This window comes from Pseudomonas baltica (assembly GCF_014235765.1).
GTDB classification, from domain to species: Bacteria; Pseudomonadota; Gammaproteobacteria; order Pseudomonadales; family Pseudomonadaceae; genus Aquipseudomonas; species Aquipseudomonas baltica.
The window spans coordinates 179326-195637 of the sequence record NZ_JACMYH010000001.1; the positions used below are offsets into that span (position 1 = coordinate 179326).

The window sequence follows — 16312 nt, forward strand, 5'->3', positions numbered from 1 at the left end:
CATGCCAGACGTATCAAGACAGGCAAGCTTTATGTGTATGGATGTACAGTTTATGATGTTGCCTCATATGAGCTCGGCCTGCAGCCGCCGCGCCTACTTTCCTTGTTAAAGGCCCGCCGCCGTGACCCCACAACAGGGTTTCATCCTGACGCGACATTGGCGCGACACTGCCGAAGGCACCCAGGTCGAACTGTGGCTGGCGACCGATGCCGGGCCGCGGCTGGTACGCCTGCCGCTCCAGCCTTCGGTCGCCTTCCTGCCCACACTGCAGCAGGAACACGCGCGGCGTCTGCTCGAAGGCGAGGTCGGTGTGGAGCTCAAACCGCTGGCGCTGCGCGATTTCGACCAGCAACCGGTGTCGGGCCTGTATTGCCGGCAGTACGGCCAGTTGCAACGTCTGGAAACCATGCTCAGGCAAGCCGGCATAGCAGTGTACGAGGCTGACATTCGTCCACCGGAGCGCTACCTGATGGAGCGCTTCATTACGGCGGCCGTGGGCTTCGATGGACAACTGCAAGCCGACGGCCAATACCACGAGGCCAGGCTCAAGCCGGCGTCGGCCTACCGTCCACAGCTACGGCTGGCGTCGCTGGACATAGAAACCACCGCCCAGGGTGAGTTGTACTGCATCGGCATCGAAGGCTGTGGCCAACGTGATGTGTTCATGTTGGGACCGCCCAACGGCGATGCGCGCACGCTGGATTTTGCCCTGCATTACCGGCAGAGCCGGGTGGAACTGCTGCAAAGCCTGAATGCCTGGTTCGCCGAACACGACCCGGACGTGATCATCGGCTGGAACGTCGTGCAGTTCGACTTGCGCGTCCTGCACGAACACGCCAGACGCCTCAACGTACCCTTGTTGCTGGGCCGCGGTGGCGCGGAGATGACCTGGCGCGAACACGGCAGCGGCAGCGACCACTATTTCGCCGGCGCGCCGGGCCGGCTGATCATCGACGGGGTCGAAGCGCTGCGTTCGGCGACTTGGACCTTTCCCTCGTTCAGTCTCGAAAACGTGTCGCGGACGCTGTTGGGCGAGGGCAAGGACATTTCCACGCCGTACCAGCGCATGGACGAAATAAACCGCATGTTCGCCGAGGACAAACCGGCCCTGGCGCGCTACAACATCAAGGATTGCGTGCTGGTCACGCGGATCTTCGCCAAGACGCAACTGCTCACCTTCCTGCTCGAACGCGCCAGCGTCACCGGCTTGCCAGCGGACCGCAGCGGTGGCTCGATTGCCGCCTTCACCCATCTGTATCTGCCGGCGATGCACCGCCAGGGGTTCGTAGCGCCCAATATCGGCCAACGCCCACCCGAGGCCAGCCCTGGCGGTTTCGTCATGGAATCGCGGCCCGGCCTGTACGAGTCGGTGCTGGTGCTGGACTACAAGAGCCTGTATCCGTCGATCATTCGCACGTTCCTGATCGACCCGGTAGGGCTGGCGGAAGGTCTGGCCAACCCAGACGATCAACACTCGGTTCCAGGCTTTCGCGGCGCGCGCTTTTCACGTACGCGGCATTGCCTGCCCGCCATTGTCGCCAGCGTCTGGAAGGGGCGCGAGACGGCCAAGGCGCAGGGCAACGCGCCGCTGTCGCAGGCGCTGAAGATCATCATGAACGCGTTCTACGGTGTTCTGGGGTCCAGTGGCTGTCGCTTTTTCGACACACGCCTGGCGTCGTCGATCACCCTGCGCGGCCACGAGATCATGCGCCGTACCCGCGAGCTGATCGAGGCACGCGGTTACCAGGTGATCTACGGCGACACCGACTCCACGTTCGTCTGGCTCAACAGCGCCCACGACGAAGCCGAGGCCAGCCGCGTCGGCAAAGAGCTGGTGGCCGAGGTGAATCTTTGGTGGGGGCAGCATCTTCAGCGTGAATATGGAGTGAACAGCGCTTTGGAGCTGCAGTTCGAAACCCATTTTCGGCGGTTCCTGATGCCGACCATCCGGGGTGCGGAAGAGGGCAGCAAGAAGCGCTATGCAGGATTGGTCAGACGCGCCGACGGCCAGGACGAGATGGTCTACAAAGGACTGGAAAGCGTTCGCACCGATTGGTCGCCGCTGGCCCGTGAGTTCCAGAAGTCGCTGTACTCGAGAATTTTCCACTATCAGGGTTATCAGTCGTATGTTCGCGATTACGTGAAACGAACCCTGGCAGGTGAGCTGGACGACTTGCTGGTCTACCGCAAGCGACTGCGCAGGCCCTTGCACGACTATCAGCGTAACGTGCCGCCTCACGTTCGAGCGGCGCGCATCGCCGATGAACACAACCGCTCTACGGGGCGGCCCCTGCAGTATCAGCGCGGCGGCTGGATCAGCTACGTCATGACGGTGGCGGGGCCCGAACCTCTGGAAGTACGAGATTCAGCCATTGACTACGACCATTACCTGACCCGGCAGCTGCAACCTATTGCCGATGCGATCCTGCCGTTCGTCGACGACGACTTCAACACGCTGATCGGTGGCCAGCTCGGTCTGTTTCAGTAGGCTCAGAGGCTCTGGCTGATGAGCTTCATCGCCAGCGCCATGGCCAGGCCTGCTGTCACCCAGCCCCGCAGCCCCAGCCCCTGGCGTGCCTTGTGGTGCCAGCGGTCGTGGCCCAGCAGCGTGGCTGGCGCGAGCAGCTGGCGCCATTGCAGCTCGGTGGCATGGAAAGCGGACAGATGAGCGCCGTCGCTGTCCAGCCAGCGGCGGAAGTCGATGCGCTCGCTGGCGGTGGTCCATGGGCTTTGCAGCTTGACGTACCAGTGGATGGCCATGTTCTGGCCAGCAAGGAGAGGTGTACAGCAGGCACGCAGCGCGGCCTGCATCCTGGCTTCGACGTCGCCGACTGTCGTATGCAAGCGCTGGGCGATGTCCAGGTAGGGAAGTTCGTCGAGGCGGCTGTAGAGCAGGACTTGTCGAGTCCGCCTTGGCAGATCCAGCAATTGTCGATGAAGACGGTCCGGGTGTGGCTGGTCGTGAATGAGGTCTGACAGATCATGCGAGGGCGTGAGCAGCGGGGTCATCGGTGACACCTCCATTTGCGCGAAACCTGGTCATCTGTAGAGAGAAAGCGAGTTCGGACTTCCGTTTTCCGATGTTCTTTTGATATCATGCGCGCCATCTTTGCAGTAGCGCCTTCAAGTCGGTGAAGTTCGAAACCGACGGCGTGCAACGCTCTTCATTAGCCTGAAGATCCAAAAAAAAAGACCCGGCAAAAAGCCGGGTCAAAAACCGTGATTAGCCTGATGAGGAGATAATCTGAAGGTCCGACCTAAGGCCCTTCGGATTATCCAACCGATCTCTCGACCGGTTGAGCTCAATAATAATCGTTATCATTTGCATGTCGAATGATTTGTCTGTGGTTTCCTGTTTTTCTTGTGCGCCCATCCCTCACTCCAGCGGCAGTTCGGTGGTGCGCTTGACTTCGCTCATGGCGATATTCGAGTAGGCTTCCTGCACATGCGGCTTCTGCAGCAGATGGTCGCGTAAAAACCGCTCGTAGCTGGCAATGTCCTTGGCCACCACCTTGAGCATGAAATCCATGCCGCCTGCCATCGTGTAGCACTCGAGCACCTGCGGGTAGCCGATGATGGCTTCCTCGAATTCGGTCAGGTGCCGCCTGCCGTGCCCCGACAGCTTGATGCTGACGAAAATGGTCATGCTCAGGCCGAGTTTTTTCGGGTTGAGCAGGGCAACCTTGCGTTCGATCAGCCCTTCTTCCTGCATGCGGTGGATGCGTCGCCAGCAGGGTGACTGGGACAGCTCCACACGTTCGGCGACCTGGGCCGCCGAGAGGTCCGCGTCGTGCTGGAGCAGGCGTAGGATGCGCCGATCGATCGGGCTGAGGCTGGTTTGCATGAATGAGTCCGGTTCTTGTGGTTATCGGGTCGACTTCATGCAGAGTATGGCTCGTTTCCGACGTTCTGCTCCAGTCACCGTCCCTGATTCGCTCAATGCAGCGCGGCGCACTCAGCTTGCAATATGACCGAACTTGCCCGCCTGATAATCGGCAAACGCCTGCTGGATTTCCTCGCGAGTGTTCATCACGAACGGACCGTAGCTGGCCACTGGTTCGCTCAGTGGCGCGCCGTGGCCATAGAGCAGCGTGGCTGGGCCGGTGGCTTCGACCGTTACCGTGTCGTGCGTGTCACTGAGTTTGATCAGGTGATGGGATTGCAGCGGGGTCCCGGCGATCTCGGCCTCGCCGTCGACCACATAGAGAAAGACGTTTTCCCCCAGCGGTGCCGGCAGCGAGAGGCGGGCGCCGGGTTGCAGGTGCACGGTCATCAGGCACAGGCCGGTGAGGGACTCGACAGGCCCGCGCCTGGTGCCATGCCCATCGGACACATACTCGCCGGAAATCAGGCGGACCTCGGCCAGAGGCTCGGTGATCGTGGCGATGTCCGCGCCTTGCAGGCCGACATAGGCCGGGGGTGTCATTTTCAAACGCCCTGGCAGGTTGACCCACAGCTGGAGGATCTCCAGCGGGCCGCCTTCGCGCTTGAACGACTGCGGCGACAGCTCGGCATGCACCAGCCCGGAACCCGCCGTCATCCACTGCACGCCGCCGGCACCGATGATGCTTTCATGGCCGCCGCTGTCCAGGTGCGACAGCTCGCCCTTGAGGATGAACGCGACCGTCTCGAAGCCACGATGGGGATGCGGCCCGAACGGCAGCCCCTGGTTGTTGGGAGGGTAGGTCTGCGGACCGTGGTGATTGAGCAAAAGAAACGGATCGAGCTGCTCGATGCCGGGGCCAGGCAGCGGGCGACGGGTGATCAGGTCACCGATGTCGTCGCGCTGCGCGGGAAACTGCTGGAGGACGGTTCGGGTCATGGGGCCTCGGGGTGCGGAGAGTCACTGCGGTGCATGACTATGCCGCACAAGCCCGCCGCCTGAACAGCTCAGCGGCGATCAAGCCAGACCGTCTGCGCGTTGCAGAACTCGCGCAGACCGAAGTGCGACAGCTCGCGTCCGTAGCCGCTTTTCTTGATGCCACCGAAGCCCACGCGGGCATCCGAGGCACCGTAGCCGTTGATGAAGATCGCACCGGTTTCCAGGCGCTCGGTGAAATATTCGATCATCTCCACATCCCCGGTCCACACCGTTGCCGACAGTCCGAAATCACTGTCGTTGGCCAGTGCCAGCGCGTGGTGCGCATCGCGCGCCTCGACGATGGAGGCCACGGGGCCGAACAGCTCCTGATCGAAGGCGGTCATGCCCGGCTGCACGTTGGCAAGCACGGTGGGCGCGTAATAATTGCCGTCGCCGGCCAGCTTTTGTCCGCCCAGCAGCAACTGGGCGCCTTGCTCGATGGAAGCCTGTACCTGGCCATCCAGCTCGTCGCGCAGATCGAAGCGAGCCATGGGGCCGATATAGGTGTCGTCGAGCTGCGGGTCGCCCACCTTGAGGGCGCGCGTTGCGGCCACGAAGCGTTCGGTGAAGGCCGGCAGGATGCTCGACTCGACGATCAGGCGCTTGGCGGCGGCGCAGACCTGGCCGGTGTTCTGGAAGCGGCCGAGCAGGGCAGCGTTGACCGCTTCGTCCAGGTCTGCATCGGCCAGAACGATGAACGGGTCGCAGCCGCCCAGTTCCAGTACGCACTTCTTCAGCGCCGCGCCGGCTTGTGCGGCAATTGCCGAGCCTGCACCGACGCTGCCGGTCACGGTCACGGCAGCCACCCTCGGGTCGGCAATGGCCCGCGATACACCAGCGGGCTCGACGTTGAGCACAGCGAACAGGCGTTGGGGCAGGCCCGCCTGGTCGAACGCCTCCCGCAGCAGTGTGGCGCTGCCCATCACGTTCGGCGCGTGCTTGAGCAAATAGCCATTGCCGGCCAGGATCACCGGAATGGCGCCGCGCAAGACTTGCCAAAGCGGGAAATTCCACGGCATCACTGCCAGCACCGGCCCCAACGGACGGTATTCGATGCGGGCTTTCTGGCCGGGCACCTGGGTGGCCTCGGCGGCGAGCATCGCCGGGCCGTGTTCGGCGTACCACTGGCACAGTCCGGCGCATTTCTCGACTTCGGCGCGCGCCTGGGTGATGGGCTTGCCCATCTCCCGAGTGATCATCTGCGCCAGCGGCTCACTCATTTCGCGTAGCACGTCTGCCATGCGCGCGATGACTGCGGCGCGCTCACCCAGCGCGACGTAGCGCCATTGTTCGAAGGCAGCGAAATTGTCGGCCAATGTGTGCTCGAGCTGCGCCTCGCTGTCGAACGGGTAGCGTTGCAGCTCGGCGCCGGTGGCGGGATTCATGGAAATGGCATGCGTCATGGCGTTTACCTGTCGAAGGAATATGTCAGCCACGATACGGGCATGGTTAAATCATGAAAACTGAATAATAATCATCGAAACCATCTCGTTTGGAGAATTTATGGACCTCACCCAACTGGAGCTGTTTCGCGCGGTGGCCGAAGAGGGCAGCATTGCCGCCGCCGCTCAGCGGGTGCATCGAGTGCCTTCCAACCTCACGACGCGGATCAAGCAACTGGAGAGCGAGCTGGGGGTCGATCTGTTCATCCGCGAAAAGCTGCGCTTGCGCCTGTCGCCCACTGGCTGGAGTTTTCTCGACTACACGTGCCGCATCCTCGATCTGGTCGAGGAAGCGCGCCAAGCGGTCTCCGGCACCGAACCGCAGGGCTCGTTCGCACTGGGCTCGCTGGAAAGCACGGCGGCCGTGCGCATTCCCCCGTTGCTGGCGGCATACCATCATCGTTATCCCAAGGTCGAGCTGGACCTCTCCACCGGGCCGTCGGGCGACATGCTCGACAGCGTGCTCGGCGGGCGCCTGGCCGCCGCTTTCGTCGACGGCCCGCTGCGTCATCCACTGCTCGACGGCCGGGTGGTGTACGACGAGGAAATGGTTCTGGTGAGTGCGCGCAGTCATGCGCCGGTGTCCCGAGCCCAGGACGTCAATGGCGAAACCATTTATGCCTTTCGCGCCAACTGTTCCTACCGGCGGCATTTCGAGAACTGGTTCGTCGCCGACGGCGCCGCGCCTGGCAAGATCTTCGAAATGGAGTCCTATCACGGCATGCTCGCCTGCGTCAGTGCCGGCGCCGGCCTGGCCTTGATGCCGCGCAGCATGCTGGAGAGCATGCCCGGCAGCAGCAACGTCAGTGTCTGGACCCTGGCCGAAGATTTTCGCTGGCTGCACACCTGGCTGATCTGGCGTCGAGGCGCGGGCTCGGCAAACCTGGCGGCGATGCTCGAATTGCTCGACGACAGCGCCCTGGCGACCTCTACCGTCGCCAGGGCCTAGGTACCTCTCATTCCACAGGTCTGGTCGCGCAACGCGCAGGGGTTTTCGACGGCCCAGGGTGGCGAAATGTCGCAGGCAAACGTTGACGTTGCCGGCCACGGAAAATAGGCTACGCGCCGACCCAGGGTAAATGTTCGCGGTGCCTGCGCTTGCTATAGAATGCACCGCAAGTTTTTCGATGCCTGATGAGGGCACGCCAGCCGCTGGCGCCGTCGTGGCGCCCGGCCAGATTTGAAGGAGTACGCATGGCTGTCTACAACTACGACGTAGTGGTGCTGGGTTCCGGCCCCGCCGGAGAAGGGGCGGCGATGAACGCCGCCAAGGCCGGGCGCAAGGTGGCCATGGTCGACAGTCGGCGCCAGGTCGGCGGCAACTGCACCCATCTGGGTACCATTCCTTCCAAGGCGCTGCGCCATTCGGTCAAGCAGATCATCCAGTTCAACACCAACCCGATGTTTCGTGCCATTGGCGAGCCACGCTGGTTCTCGTTCCCGGACGTGCTCAAGAGCGCCGAGCGGGTGATCGCCAAACAGGTGGCCTCGCGCACCAGCTACTACGCGCGCAACCGCGTCGACGTGTTCTTCGGCACCGGCAGTTTCTCCGACGAGCAAACCGTCGAAGTGATCTGCGCCAATGGTGCGCAAGAAAAACTCATCGCCAAGAGCGTCATCATTGCCACCGGTTCGCGGCCTTACCGGCCCGCCGACATCGACTTCAGCCATTCGCGCATCTACGACAGTGATACCGTGCTGAGCATCACCCATACCCCACGCAAACTGATCATCTACGGCGCCGGCGTCATCGGTTGCGAGTACGCGTCGATTTTCAGCGGCCTGGGCGTGCTGGTCGAGCTGATCGACAACCGCGAGCAGTTGCTCAGCTTCCTCGACGCGGAAATTTCCCAGGGCTTGAGCTATCACTTCAGCAACAACAACGTGATGGTCAGGCACAACGAGGAATACGAGAAAGTCGAAGGCCTAGAGAACGGGGTCGTGCTGCACCTCAAGTCCGGCAAGAAGATAAAGGCCGATGCCTTGCTCTGGTGCAACGGCCGTACCGGCAACACCGATCGCCTGGGCCTGGAAAACATTGGCATCAAAGTCAATGGCCGCGGCCAGATCAGCGTCGACGAGGCCTACCGCACCTCGGTGCCGACGATCTATGGGGCAGGCGATGTGATCGGCTGGCCGAGCCTGGCCAGTGCTGCCCACGACCAGGGCCGCTCGGCAGCCGGCAGTGTGGTCGACAACGGCAGCTGGCGCTTCGTCAATGACGTGCCGACCGGGATCTATACCATTCCCGAGATTAGTTCGATCGGCAAGAACGAGCACGAACTGACCCAGGCCAAGGTGCCATACGAGGTGGGCAAGGCATTCTTCAAGGGCATGGCCCGCGCGCAGATTTCCGGCGAGCCGGTGGGCATGCTGAAGATTCTCTTCCATCGCGAAACCCTGCAGGTGCTGGGCGTGCATTGCTTCGGTGACCAGGCCTCGGAGATCGTGCACATCGGCCAGGCGATCATGAACCAGCCCGGCGAACTCAATACCCTGAAGTACTTCGTCAACACCACCTTCAACTACCCGACCATGGCCGAAGCCTATCGGGTTGCAGCCTACGACGGCCTCAACCGGCTTTTTTGAGCGGCTCCGGCCGGTGGCCTGAGCCGGCCGGGGAAACCGATTTCAGCGATTCTCGAGGGTGGCGCTGGCCAAACCGGGAAAGTCTGTAATCAGGCTGTCCACGCCGAAGTCGGCGAGCCTGCGCATCAATGCAGGCTCGTTGACCGTCCATACCGACACATGCAGACCCTGGCGCTGGGCCTTGAGCAGGCGCTCGGGTGTGCACAGCGTCCAGTTCAAGGCGAGCATCTCGCAGCCGTAGCCCTGGGCAACCTTGATCGGGTCCAGCCAGGCGTATTCGGCCACCAGACCGCGGGCGACGTCCGGGGTCAACTCCAAAGCGGCGCGCAGCACTTCCCGTGAGCTGGAGGTGATGGTGATCTTGTCCAGCAGATTCATGCGCTGTGCCAGTTCGCGGATTGCCAGCACAGTGCTGGCAGCGCGCGTGCGCGATGCGCTCTTCACTTCCAGTTGCCAGTGCTCGAAGGCGCATTGCTCGAACAGTTCCTCGAGGCGTGGAATGGGGCAGGGCGACACCCATCCCGGCCCACCCTTGCGCGCGTCGTAGCGGGTCAGCGCCTGGGCGTCGTGCTCGACGACCTTGCCGCCACGGCCAGTGGTGCGCTTGAGGGTCGGGTCATGGATGACCATCAGCTCGCCGTCCCTGGACAGATGCAGGTCCAGCTCGCATCGGCGCACACCGTGTTCCAGGCATTGCGTGAAGCTTGCGAGGGTGTTTTCCGGGGCTTCGCCCTTGGCACCGCGATGGCCATAGATAAGCGTCACGTTCGCTCCTTGAATGAGAGTAGTGGATCAATCGGTGGTCGCGTCTTGCCGCTCGCGCGCCTGACGTCGTTGAACCTGCTGCTTGTGCAGAATGTAACGGGCGAGCAGCTGACGCTGGGCATCGCTGATGTCGACGAACTGGGTGCCGATCTCGAACTGGTCGTTACCCACTGCGATGCAGTTGGTGACGCTTGCCTTGAGCGATAGCCCTAGCGCCTGGGGCATCAGCGCGATCCGCAACGCCAGGCGCGTATTTTCCTCCATCGGCTGTTGCTGGAAGAACGCCAGGCCGCCTTCGGACAGCACCACTGGCCGGGCCTCGCCGATACGCTCCACAAGTGTCTGCGCAACCACTTGGCCAAGCAGGTCGATACGCTTGTTCTGGGCCTTGAGCACGGCTTCCACGGCACGGTCGGCTTCGCCGAGCTGGCGCAGCAGATGCTGGGTTTCGAACTCGGCCAGGTGCATCTCGCCAAGCAGGTCGAACAGCGGCGACGCATCCTGCAACATGTCTTCACCCGCCGTCTCGCTGGCCGGGAGTATGGTGATTTCCAGTGCGATGCGGTCATCGATGCGATAGTATTCGCGGCGATCTTCTTCATCTGATGTCGACATGACGAACCCAGGGTAGAGGCGATGGTCCGAGTGTAAAGCTGCTCGTCACGCCCTGCCAGCAGGACGTCTCCTCTTTCACCCGAACAAGCCCCGACATGTTCAGACCTCTTTTCGTTTTCATTGGCGCGCGTTACACCCGTGCCAAGCGGCGCAATCATTTCGTGTCGTTCATCTCCCTCACTTCGATGATCGGACTCGCCCTGGGCGTGGTCGTGATGATCGTGGTGCTGTCGGTGATGAACGGCTTCGATCACGAGATGCGCACCCGCGTGCTGGGCATGGTGCCCCACGCCACCGTCGAATCCGGCCAGCCCATCGCCGACTGGCCGGCGCTGGCGGCTCAGGTTCGGCAAAACCCGCAGGTGGCGGCAGTTGCGCCGTTCACCCAGATGCAGGGTTTGCTGACCCACGCCGGCCAGGTGCAGAAAATCCTGCTCAATGGCATCGACCCTGCGCAGGAACACAACGTCTCGATCATCGACGCCTTCGTCAAGCAGGGCAGGGTCGATGACCTCAAGGCCGGCGAGTTCGGCCTGATGATCGGCGACAAGGCCGCGACCAAGCTGGGTGTGGGTGTGGGCGACAAGGTCACCTTCGTCGCACCTGAAGTCACGGTCACCCCGGCCGGCATGTTCCCGCGCATGAAGCGCTTCACCGTGACCGGCATCTTTCACGTCGGCGCCGGCGAGCTCGACGGCTACCTGGGCCTGGCCAACCTCGAAGACCTGGGCAAGCTGCACCGCTGGAAAGCGGGCGAGGTTCAGGGGCTGCGCTTGAAGTTCGAAGATCTGTTCCAGGCTCCGCGAGTGTCCTGGCAGATCGCCAAGCAGTTGGGGGACCAGACCTACTATGCGCGCGACTGGACCCGTACCCACGGCAATCTCTACCAAGCCATCGGCATGGAGAAAGCCATGATCGGCCTGCTGTTGCTGCTGATCGTGGCCGTGGCCGCGTTCAACATCATTTCCACGCTGGTGATGGTGGTCAACGACAAGAAGGGCGATATCGCCATTCTGCGCACCCTGGGCTCGACGCCCGGGCAGATCATGCGCATTTTCATGGTGCAGGGCACGGTGATCGGCGTGGTCGGCACCTTGATCGGCGCCGTGGTCGGCATTCTGGCGGCCTTGAACGTCAGCGCGGCCATTGCCCTGCTGGAAAAAGCCATCGGTCACAAGTTTCTCAATGCCGATGTCTACTTCATCGACTACCTGCCTTCGCAGCTCATGGCCAACGATGTGTTCATGGTCTGCGGCGCGGCATTGGTCCTGAGTTTCCTCGCCACCCTGTATCCGGCCTGGCGTGCTGCGCGTACCCAGCCGGCGGAGGCGTTACGTTATGAGTGAGTCGGGCATGAGTGAACAAGCAGTACTGAGTTGTCGCAACCTGGGTAAATCCTACGAGGAAGGCCCTGAATCCGTGGTCGTGCTGGACAACCTGCAACTGGAGCTGCACGCCGGTGAGCGCGTGGCTATCGTCGGCAGCTCCGGGTCGGGCAAGAGCACCTTGCTCAACATGCTTGGCGGGCTCGATACGCCCAGCCGCGGCAGCGTGTGGCTGGCGGGTGAAGAACTTTCGGCGCTGAACGAGCGGGCGCGCGGGTTGCTGCGCAATCGTGCCCTGGGCTTCGTCTACCAGTTTCACCACCTGTTGCCCGAATTCACTGCGCTGGAAAACGTCTGCATGCCGCTGCTGATCGGCAGGACCGCCATCCCCGAGGCGAAACAGCGCGCCACTGCGCTGCTCGAGCGGGTAGGCCTGGGGCACCGTCTGCAGCACAAGCCGGCGGAGCTGTCCGGCGGCGAACGTCAGCGCGTGGCCATTGCCCGGGCCTTGGTAAACACGCCGGGGCTGGTGATGCTCGACGAGCCCACAGGCAACCTCGACAACCACACCGCGCAAGGCATTCAGGACTTGATGCTCGAGCTCAGCGTTTCGCTGCGCACCGCGTTTCTGGTGGTCACCCATGATCTGAGCCTGGCACGACAGATGGACCGCGTACTGCGTCTGGAAGACGGGCGTCTGGTGCCGATCTAGCTTCTTCTTTTCTAACGGGTTACCTCTGCATGTTCAGACCCTTGTCAATTTTCATCGGCTTGCGCTACACCCGCGCCAAGCGGCGCAAGAACTTCATTTCGTTCATCTCCATGACCTCGATGATCGGCCTTGCCTTGGGCGTGCTGGCGATGATCGTGGTGCTGTCGGTGATGAACGGCTTCCAGCGCGAAATGAGCTCGCGCATCCTAGGCATGGTGCCCCACGCCATGATCCAGGGCGTGAAGCCGCTGGACGATTGGCGCCCCGTCGCTGCCGCCGCCATGAAAAACCCCGAGGTGCTGGCGGCCGTGCCGTTCACCGAGCTCGACGGCATGCTCTCGTACAAGGGCATGATGCAGCCGATTCAGATCAGCGGTGTCGATCCGGCCCGCGAGGGCGAGGTGTCGATCGTCGCCGACCATATCGTCCAGGGACGCCTGGAGGATCTCAAACCGGGTGAATTCGGCGTTGTCGTCGGTGAAATCACCGCCAGGCGCTTCCGCTTGAACGTGGGCGACAAGATCACCCTTATCGTTCCGGAAGTCAGTACTGCGCCGGGTGGCATCACCCCGCGCATGCAGCGTCTCAACGTGGTCGGCGTGTTCAAGGTTGGCGCCGAACTCGATGGTTCCATGGGTCTGATCAACGCGGCGGATGCGGCGGAAATGCAGCGTTGGCAGCCGGGGCAGGTGCAAAGCGTACGGCTCAAGCTGAAGGATTTGTACACGGCGCCCGAGGTCAGTGCCGCCATCGTCAAGGACCTCGGCACGGCCTACAAGGCCGACGACTGGACCCATACCCAGGGCAGCCTGTTCAGTGCCATGAAAATGGAAAAGACCATGATTGGCCTGTTGCTGCTGATGATCGTTGCGGTAGCGGCGTTCAACATCATTGCCACCCTGATCATGGTAGTGAACGACAAAGGCGCGGATATCGCCATCCTGCGTACCATCGGCGCTACGCCGAGGCAGATCATGGGGATCTTCATGGTCCAGGGTACGGTCATCGGCGTGGCCGGCACCGTGATCGGGGGTGTGCTGGGCGTAATCGCCGCAATCAACGTCAGCGCCATCGTCGGCTGGGTGGAGCGCATCAGCGGCCAGCACATCTTCACTTCGGACGTGTATTTCATCAGCAATCTGCCCTCCGAGCTGCAGGGTGGGGATGTCATGCTGATCTGCGGGGCAGGGCTGGTGCTGAGCTTCCTTGCGACTATCTACCCTGCCTATCGGGCTTCACAGATCGAACCGGCGCACGCCCTGCGCTACGAGTGATCCATGACGACCGCGGTGCGGCCTTGCAGCCGCGCCGTCGTCGCCATGCAGCAACGCGGCAAATTCGCTAAACTGCCGTCGTTCATTCAGTCAGGTTTATTTCATGCATCCCGCAGCCGAACATTCTCCCCTGGGCAAGTCCAGCGAGTACGTTTCCACCTACACCCCCTCGTTGCTGTTTCCCATTCCCCGCGCAGCAAAGTGGGCCGAGTTGGGCTTGAGCGCGGAAACCCTGCCCTATACCGGCGTGGACGTGTGGAATTGCTTCGAGCTTTCCTGGTTGCTGCCTTCGGGAAAGCCGGTCGTAGCCATTGGTGAATTCACCATTCCTGCGGATTCACCGAACATCATCGAATCCAAGTCGTTCAAGCTGTACCTGAACTCGCTTAACCAGACGGCGTTTGCGTCGATCGATGAGCTGCAGGCCGTGCTGGTGGCGGACCTTTCCGGGGCTGCCGGTAAGCCGGTGGGCGTCAAGGTGCGCCGCTTGGAAGATGTGCAGGCGGAGGGCGTGGTTCAACTGCCTGGAGTGTGCATCGACGAGTTGGACATCACGGTCAGCAGCTACGATCACCCACAGCCTGAGCTGCTGCGTTGCGACCCGAGCTCCATTGTGGAAGAAACCATCCATAGCCATCTGCTGCGGTCCAATTGCCCGGTCACCAGCCAGCCGGACTGGGGCAGTGTGTGTATTGCCTACAGCGGTCCGGTGCTGGACCACGCCAGCGTGCTGGCCTACCTGGTCAGCTTTCGTCAGCATTCGGATTTCCACGAGCAATGTGTCGAGCGGATTTTTACCGATCTGCAGCGACTTCTGCAGCCAGAAAGACTGACCGTGTTCGCCCGCTACGTACGCCGCGGCGGCCTGGACATCAACCCCTACCGCAGCACTGACACGCTGCCCGCGGCCAATGGCCGGCTGGTTCGCCAGTAAGGGTGCATCCAGCAGCCGCTTGGGCAGGCGGCTGCAGTTGTACAGTCTTCAGATACCGATGTTGCCGAGCGTCTGCACGATATTGCGCAGTGCGCCAGCCACACCAGGGTGATCGACTTCGAAGCGCTCGACGGCCAGGTTCACGCTGTCGGCGACGGAAGGGTCCGCCGTGGCATTTTCCAGCTCCATGCGCGCCTTGATCTGCTCCATCAGGACGCGCATGTCTTCACGCTCCTCGAGCGACAGCGTCTGGTTCTTTTCCAGTTGCTCGCGCAGTTCATCGAGTTGTTCCTGCAATTCGCGGGCTGGCATGACGTTCTCCTTGAGTGATAGGCACTTACATGGACCGCGCCCCGTGCGCAAAGGTCCGTGTCGGCTCGCATCATTGGAATTCCATGCCGTTCCAGACGGCCGCGCGAATGAACTTGAGGGCGGGCCTGAAGTCTGGCATGGGTACGTTCAGATTGATCGGCAGCGCTGCGTTCGCCAGCGCACTGCCTAATCCGGCCTGGACACTTTATACTGGGCCACATTTTGTTGGCGGTCGCATGCGACCCAATCGTATCTCAAGGAGTAACACGTATGCGTCTGACCGGTTCAGCTGTCATCGACCGAGTGGCTGGAGCCTGTCTGCTCCTGGGGCTTGCCGTGGCGCCCGTGGTAGCACAGGCCGCCGAAGAGGATCCATGGGAGCCGGTCAACCGTGCGATTTTCCGGGTCAACGATACCTTGGATACCTATGCGCTCAAGCCTATCGCCCAAGGCTACCAGTGGATCACCCCGCAGTTCCTGGAAGACGGCATTCATAACGTGTTCAGCAACATCGGCGACGTCGGCAACCTGGCCAACAACGTCATGCAGCTCAAGCCTGCCGCTGCCGGTACCGACACTGCGCGCCTGATCTTCAACACCACCTTCGGCCTGTTCGGCTTCTTCGATGTGGGCACCAAGATGGGCCTGCAGCGCAGCGACGAGGATTTCGGCCAGACCCTGGGCTACTGGGGTGTAAGCAGTGGGCCTTATGTAGTCCTGCCGCTGATGGGGCCAAGCACCGTGCGCGATGCGTTCGCCAAGTATCCCGATACCTATACCTCACCGTATCGCTACATCGACCACGTGCCGACCCGCAATACCACGCTGGGCGTGAACCTGGTGGATACGCGCGCGAGCTTGCTGTCGGCTGAAAAGCTGATCAACGGCGACAAGTACATCTTCTTGCGTAACGCTTACTTGCAGAACCGTGAATTCCGGGTCAAAGATGGCCAAGTGGAAGATGATTTTTAATTGTAACCAGGCATGAAAAAGGCGACCCGAGGGTCGCCTTTTTTCATGCGCGGCGTTCAGTCCATGCTCAATGTGTGCAGGCCTATGATCTGCATACCATCCTGCTTCGAGCTTTCTACGCGTATCACTTCCGCCTGGATGTCCAGATCGCTGAGCGTGGGATGGTTGGAAGGCAAATGGACGCCAACCTGATCTCCTACGCTTAATTGAGTCTGGGCTTCCAGCTGCATACCGGTGCTCGAAAGATCCTTGCATACGGCGGGAACGACAACGTCGCCGACCCTGAGGTCGACCTTTGCATCCACAGTCATGCGGATGAAATCACGTTTCTCACTGTAGTCACGATCACTGTGGCTCATGGTTTGTCCTTCGATCTAGTTGCTATTGTTAACGTTCTTATAACCCAAGGTAATAGGCCAATCGGCCCGCCCTGGCCCGTGTCGCAACACCCTTGAAACGCTTGCCGGATGGGAGTACCGTCTGCGCCTTACAAGGCACCTCTGCATCCGAA

General features: G+C 61.7%; 16 protein-coding genes. 8 read left to right on the forward strand and 8 right to left on the reverse strand.

Features of this window, described 5'->3' with window-relative positions; genetic code table 11:
* Window positions 1-121 precede the first annotated feature (121 nt).
* A complete protein-coding gene (locus H7993_RS00975) occupies window positions 122-2488 on the forward strand; it encodes a DNA polymerase II (protein ID WP_185793130.1) in 2367 nt (788 codons plus the stop codon).
* Between the two features lie 2 nt (window positions 2489-2490).
* Here H7993_RS00975 and H7993_RS00980 read toward each other — a convergent pair whose 3' ends face one another.
* The 4 genes from H7993_RS00980 to H7993_RS00995 all read right to left on the reverse strand — a co-directional run bounded on the left by H7993_RS00980 (window position 2491) and on the right by H7993_RS00995 (window position 6264).
* A complete protein-coding gene (locus tag H7993_RS00980; protein WP_185793131.1) occupies window positions 2491-3009 on the reverse strand; it encodes a sigma factor-like helix-turn-helix DNA-binding protein in 519 nt (172 codons plus the stop codon).
* Between the two features lie 367 nt (window positions 3010-3376).
* On the reverse strand, window positions 3377-3844 hold the full coding sequence (locus H7993_RS00985) for an Lrp/AsnC family transcriptional regulator (RefSeq protein ID WP_122477453.1): 468 nt from the start codon (window positions 3842-3844) through the stop codon (window positions 3377-3379).
* A gap of 111 nt (window positions 3845-3955) precedes the next feature.
* A complete protein-coding gene (locus H7993_RS00990; RefSeq protein WP_185793132.1) occupies window positions 3956-4822 on the reverse strand; it encodes a pirin family protein in 867 nt (288 codons plus the stop codon).
* A 68-nt stretch (window positions 4823-4890) separates the two neighbouring features.
* On the reverse strand, window positions 4891-6264 hold the full coding sequence (locus H7993_RS00995) for an aldehyde dehydrogenase family protein (protein ID WP_185793133.1): 1374 nt from the start codon (window positions 6262-6264) through the stop codon (window positions 4891-4893).
* Between the two features lie 100 nt (window positions 6265-6364).
* On the opposite strand from H7993_RS00995, the gene ptrR reads away from it, so the two are divergent.
* Together ptrR and sthA are read left to right on the forward strand one after the other, a co-directional pair.
* On the forward strand, window positions 6365-7252 hold the full coding sequence (ptrR, locus tag H7993_RS01000; RefSeq protein ID WP_185793134.1) for a putrescine utilization regulator PtrR: 888 nt from the start codon (window positions 6365-6367) through the stop codon (window positions 7250-7252).
* A gap of 245 nt (window positions 7253-7497) precedes the next feature.
* Entirely contained in the window at window positions 7498-8892 is a 1395-nt protein-coding gene (gene sthA, locus H7993_RS01005; RefSeq protein ID WP_049859964.1) for a Si-specific NAD(P)(+) transhydrogenase, read from the forward strand.
* A 42-nt stretch (window positions 8893-8934) separates the two neighbouring features.
* Here sthA and H7993_RS01010 read toward each other — a convergent pair whose 3' ends face one another.
* Together H7993_RS01010 and H7993_RS01015 are read right to left on the reverse strand one after the other, a co-directional pair.
* On the reverse strand, window positions 8935-9657 hold the full coding sequence (locus H7993_RS01010; RefSeq protein WP_185793135.1) for a glycerophosphodiester phosphodiesterase family protein: 723 nt from the start codon (window positions 9655-9657) through the stop codon (window positions 8935-8937).
* A 27-nt stretch (window positions 9658-9684) separates the two neighbouring features.
* Window positions 9685-10272, reverse strand: a complete 588-nt coding sequence (locus H7993_RS01015) for a PilZ domain-containing protein (protein WP_122477463.1) — start codon at window positions 10270-10272, stop codon at window positions 9685-9687.
* Window positions 10273-10367: 95 nt separating this feature from the next.
* On the opposite strand from H7993_RS01015, the gene H7993_RS01020 reads away from it, so the two are divergent.
* From H7993_RS01020 to queF, 4 genes are all read left to right on the forward strand, one after another.
* Complete coding sequence (locus H7993_RS01020) at window positions 10368-11618, forward strand: lipoprotein-releasing ABC transporter permease subunit (RefSeq protein WP_122477464.1); 1251 nt, start codon at window positions 10368-10370, stop codon at window positions 11616-11618.
* A gap of 7 nt (window positions 11619-11625) precedes the next feature.
* Window positions 11626-12309, forward strand: coding sequence for a lipoprotein-releasing ABC transporter ATP-binding protein LolD (gene lolD, locus H7993_RS01025; RefSeq protein ID WP_185793136.1), 684 nt, complete (start codon window positions 11626-11628; stop codon window positions 12307-12309).
* Between the two features lie 29 nt (window positions 12310-12338).
* Window positions 12339-13583, forward strand: a complete 1245-nt coding sequence (locus H7993_RS01030) for a lipoprotein-releasing ABC transporter permease subunit (protein ID WP_185793137.1) — start codon at window positions 12339-12341, stop codon at window positions 13581-13583.
* A 103-nt stretch (window positions 13584-13686) separates the two neighbouring features.
* Complete coding sequence (gene queF, locus H7993_RS01035; RefSeq protein ID WP_185793138.1) at window positions 13687-14517, forward strand: NADPH-dependent 7-cyano-7-deazaguanine reductase QueF; 831 nt, start codon at window positions 13687-13689, stop codon at window positions 14515-14517.
* Window positions 14518-14565: 48 nt separating this feature from the next.
* On the opposite strand, the gene H7993_RS01040 is transcribed toward queF, so the two are convergent.
* Window positions 14566-14829 carry a DUF4404 family protein gene (locus H7993_RS01040; RefSeq protein WP_122477471.1) on the reverse strand — a complete coding sequence of 88 codons (264 nt, stop codon included), beginning with the start codon at window positions 14827-14829 and terminating at the stop codon, window positions 14566-14568.
* A gap of 270 nt (window positions 14830-15099) precedes the next feature.
* Here H7993_RS01040 and H7993_RS01045 point away from each other — a divergent pair, with 270 nt between their 5' ends.
* Window positions 15100-15801, forward strand: coding sequence for an MlaA family lipoprotein (locus H7993_RS01045; protein WP_122477473.1), 702 nt, complete (start codon window positions 15100-15102; stop codon window positions 15799-15801).
* Between the two features lie 56 nt (window positions 15802-15857).
* Here the strand turns inward: H7993_RS01045 and H7993_RS01050 are convergent, their stop codons facing one another.
* The gene (locus tag H7993_RS01050) at window positions 15858-16160 is read right to left on the reverse strand and encodes a PilZ domain-containing protein (protein ID WP_122477474.1); all 303 of its coding nucleotides are present in this window, start codon (window positions 16158-16160) and stop codon (window positions 15858-15860) included.
* Window positions 16161-16312 lie beyond the last annotated feature (152 nt).

Excerpts from the sequence above, each read along its gene's own strand:
- H7993_RS00980 (WP_185793131.1), bottom strand. The coding sequence starts at position 3,009 with ATGACCCCGCTGCTCACGCCCTCGCATGATCTGTCAGACCTCATTCAC.
- H7993_RS00985 (WP_122477453.1), bottom strand. The coding sequence starts at position 3,844 with ATGCAAACCAGCCTCAGCCCGATCGATCGGCGCATCCTACGCCTGCTC.
- H7993_RS00990 (WP_185793132.1), bottom strand. The coding sequence starts at position 4,822 with ATGACCCGAACCGTCCTCCAGCAGTTTCCCGCGCAGCGCGACGACATC.
- H7993_RS00995 (WP_185793133.1), bottom strand. The coding sequence starts at position 6,264 with ATGACGCATGCCATTTCCATGAATCCCGCCACCGGCGCCGAGCTGCAA.
- ptrR (WP_185793134.1), top strand. The coding sequence starts at position 6,365 with ATGGACCTCACCCAACTGGAGCTGTTTCGCGCGGTGGCCGAAGAGGGC.
- sthA (WP_049859964.1), top strand. The coding sequence starts at position 7,498 with ATGGCTGTCTACAACTACGACGTAGTGGTGCTGGGTTCCGGCCCCGCC.
- H7993_RS01015 (WP_122477463.1), bottom strand. The coding sequence starts at position 10,272 with ATGTCGACATCAGATGAAGAAGATCGCCGCGAATACTATCGCATCGAT.
- H7993_RS01020 (WP_122477464.1), top strand. The coding sequence starts at position 10,368 with ATGTTCAGACCTCTTTTCGTTTTCATTGGCGCGCGTTACACCCGTGCC.
- lolD (WP_185793136.1), top strand. The coding sequence starts at position 11,626 with ATGAGTGAACAAGCAGTACTGAGTTGTCGCAACCTGGGTAAATCCTAC.
- H7993_RS01030 (WP_185793137.1), top strand. The coding sequence starts at position 12,339 with ATGTTCAGACCCTTGTCAATTTTCATCGGCTTGCGCTACACCCGCGCC.
- queF (WP_185793138.1), top strand. The coding sequence starts at position 13,687 with ATGCATCCCGCAGCCGAACATTCTCCCCTGGGCAAGTCCAGCGAGTAC.
- H7993_RS01040 (WP_122477471.1), bottom strand. The coding sequence starts at position 14,829 with ATGCCAGCCCGCGAATTGCAGGAACAACTCGATGAACTGCGCGAGCAA.
- H7993_RS01045 (WP_122477473.1), top strand. The coding sequence starts at position 15,100 with ATGCGTCTGACCGGTTCAGCTGTCATCGACCGAGTGGCTGGAGCCTGT.
- H7993_RS01050 (WP_122477474.1), bottom strand. The coding sequence starts at position 16,160 with ATGAGCCACAGTGATCGTGACTACAGTGAGAAACGTGATTTCATCCGC.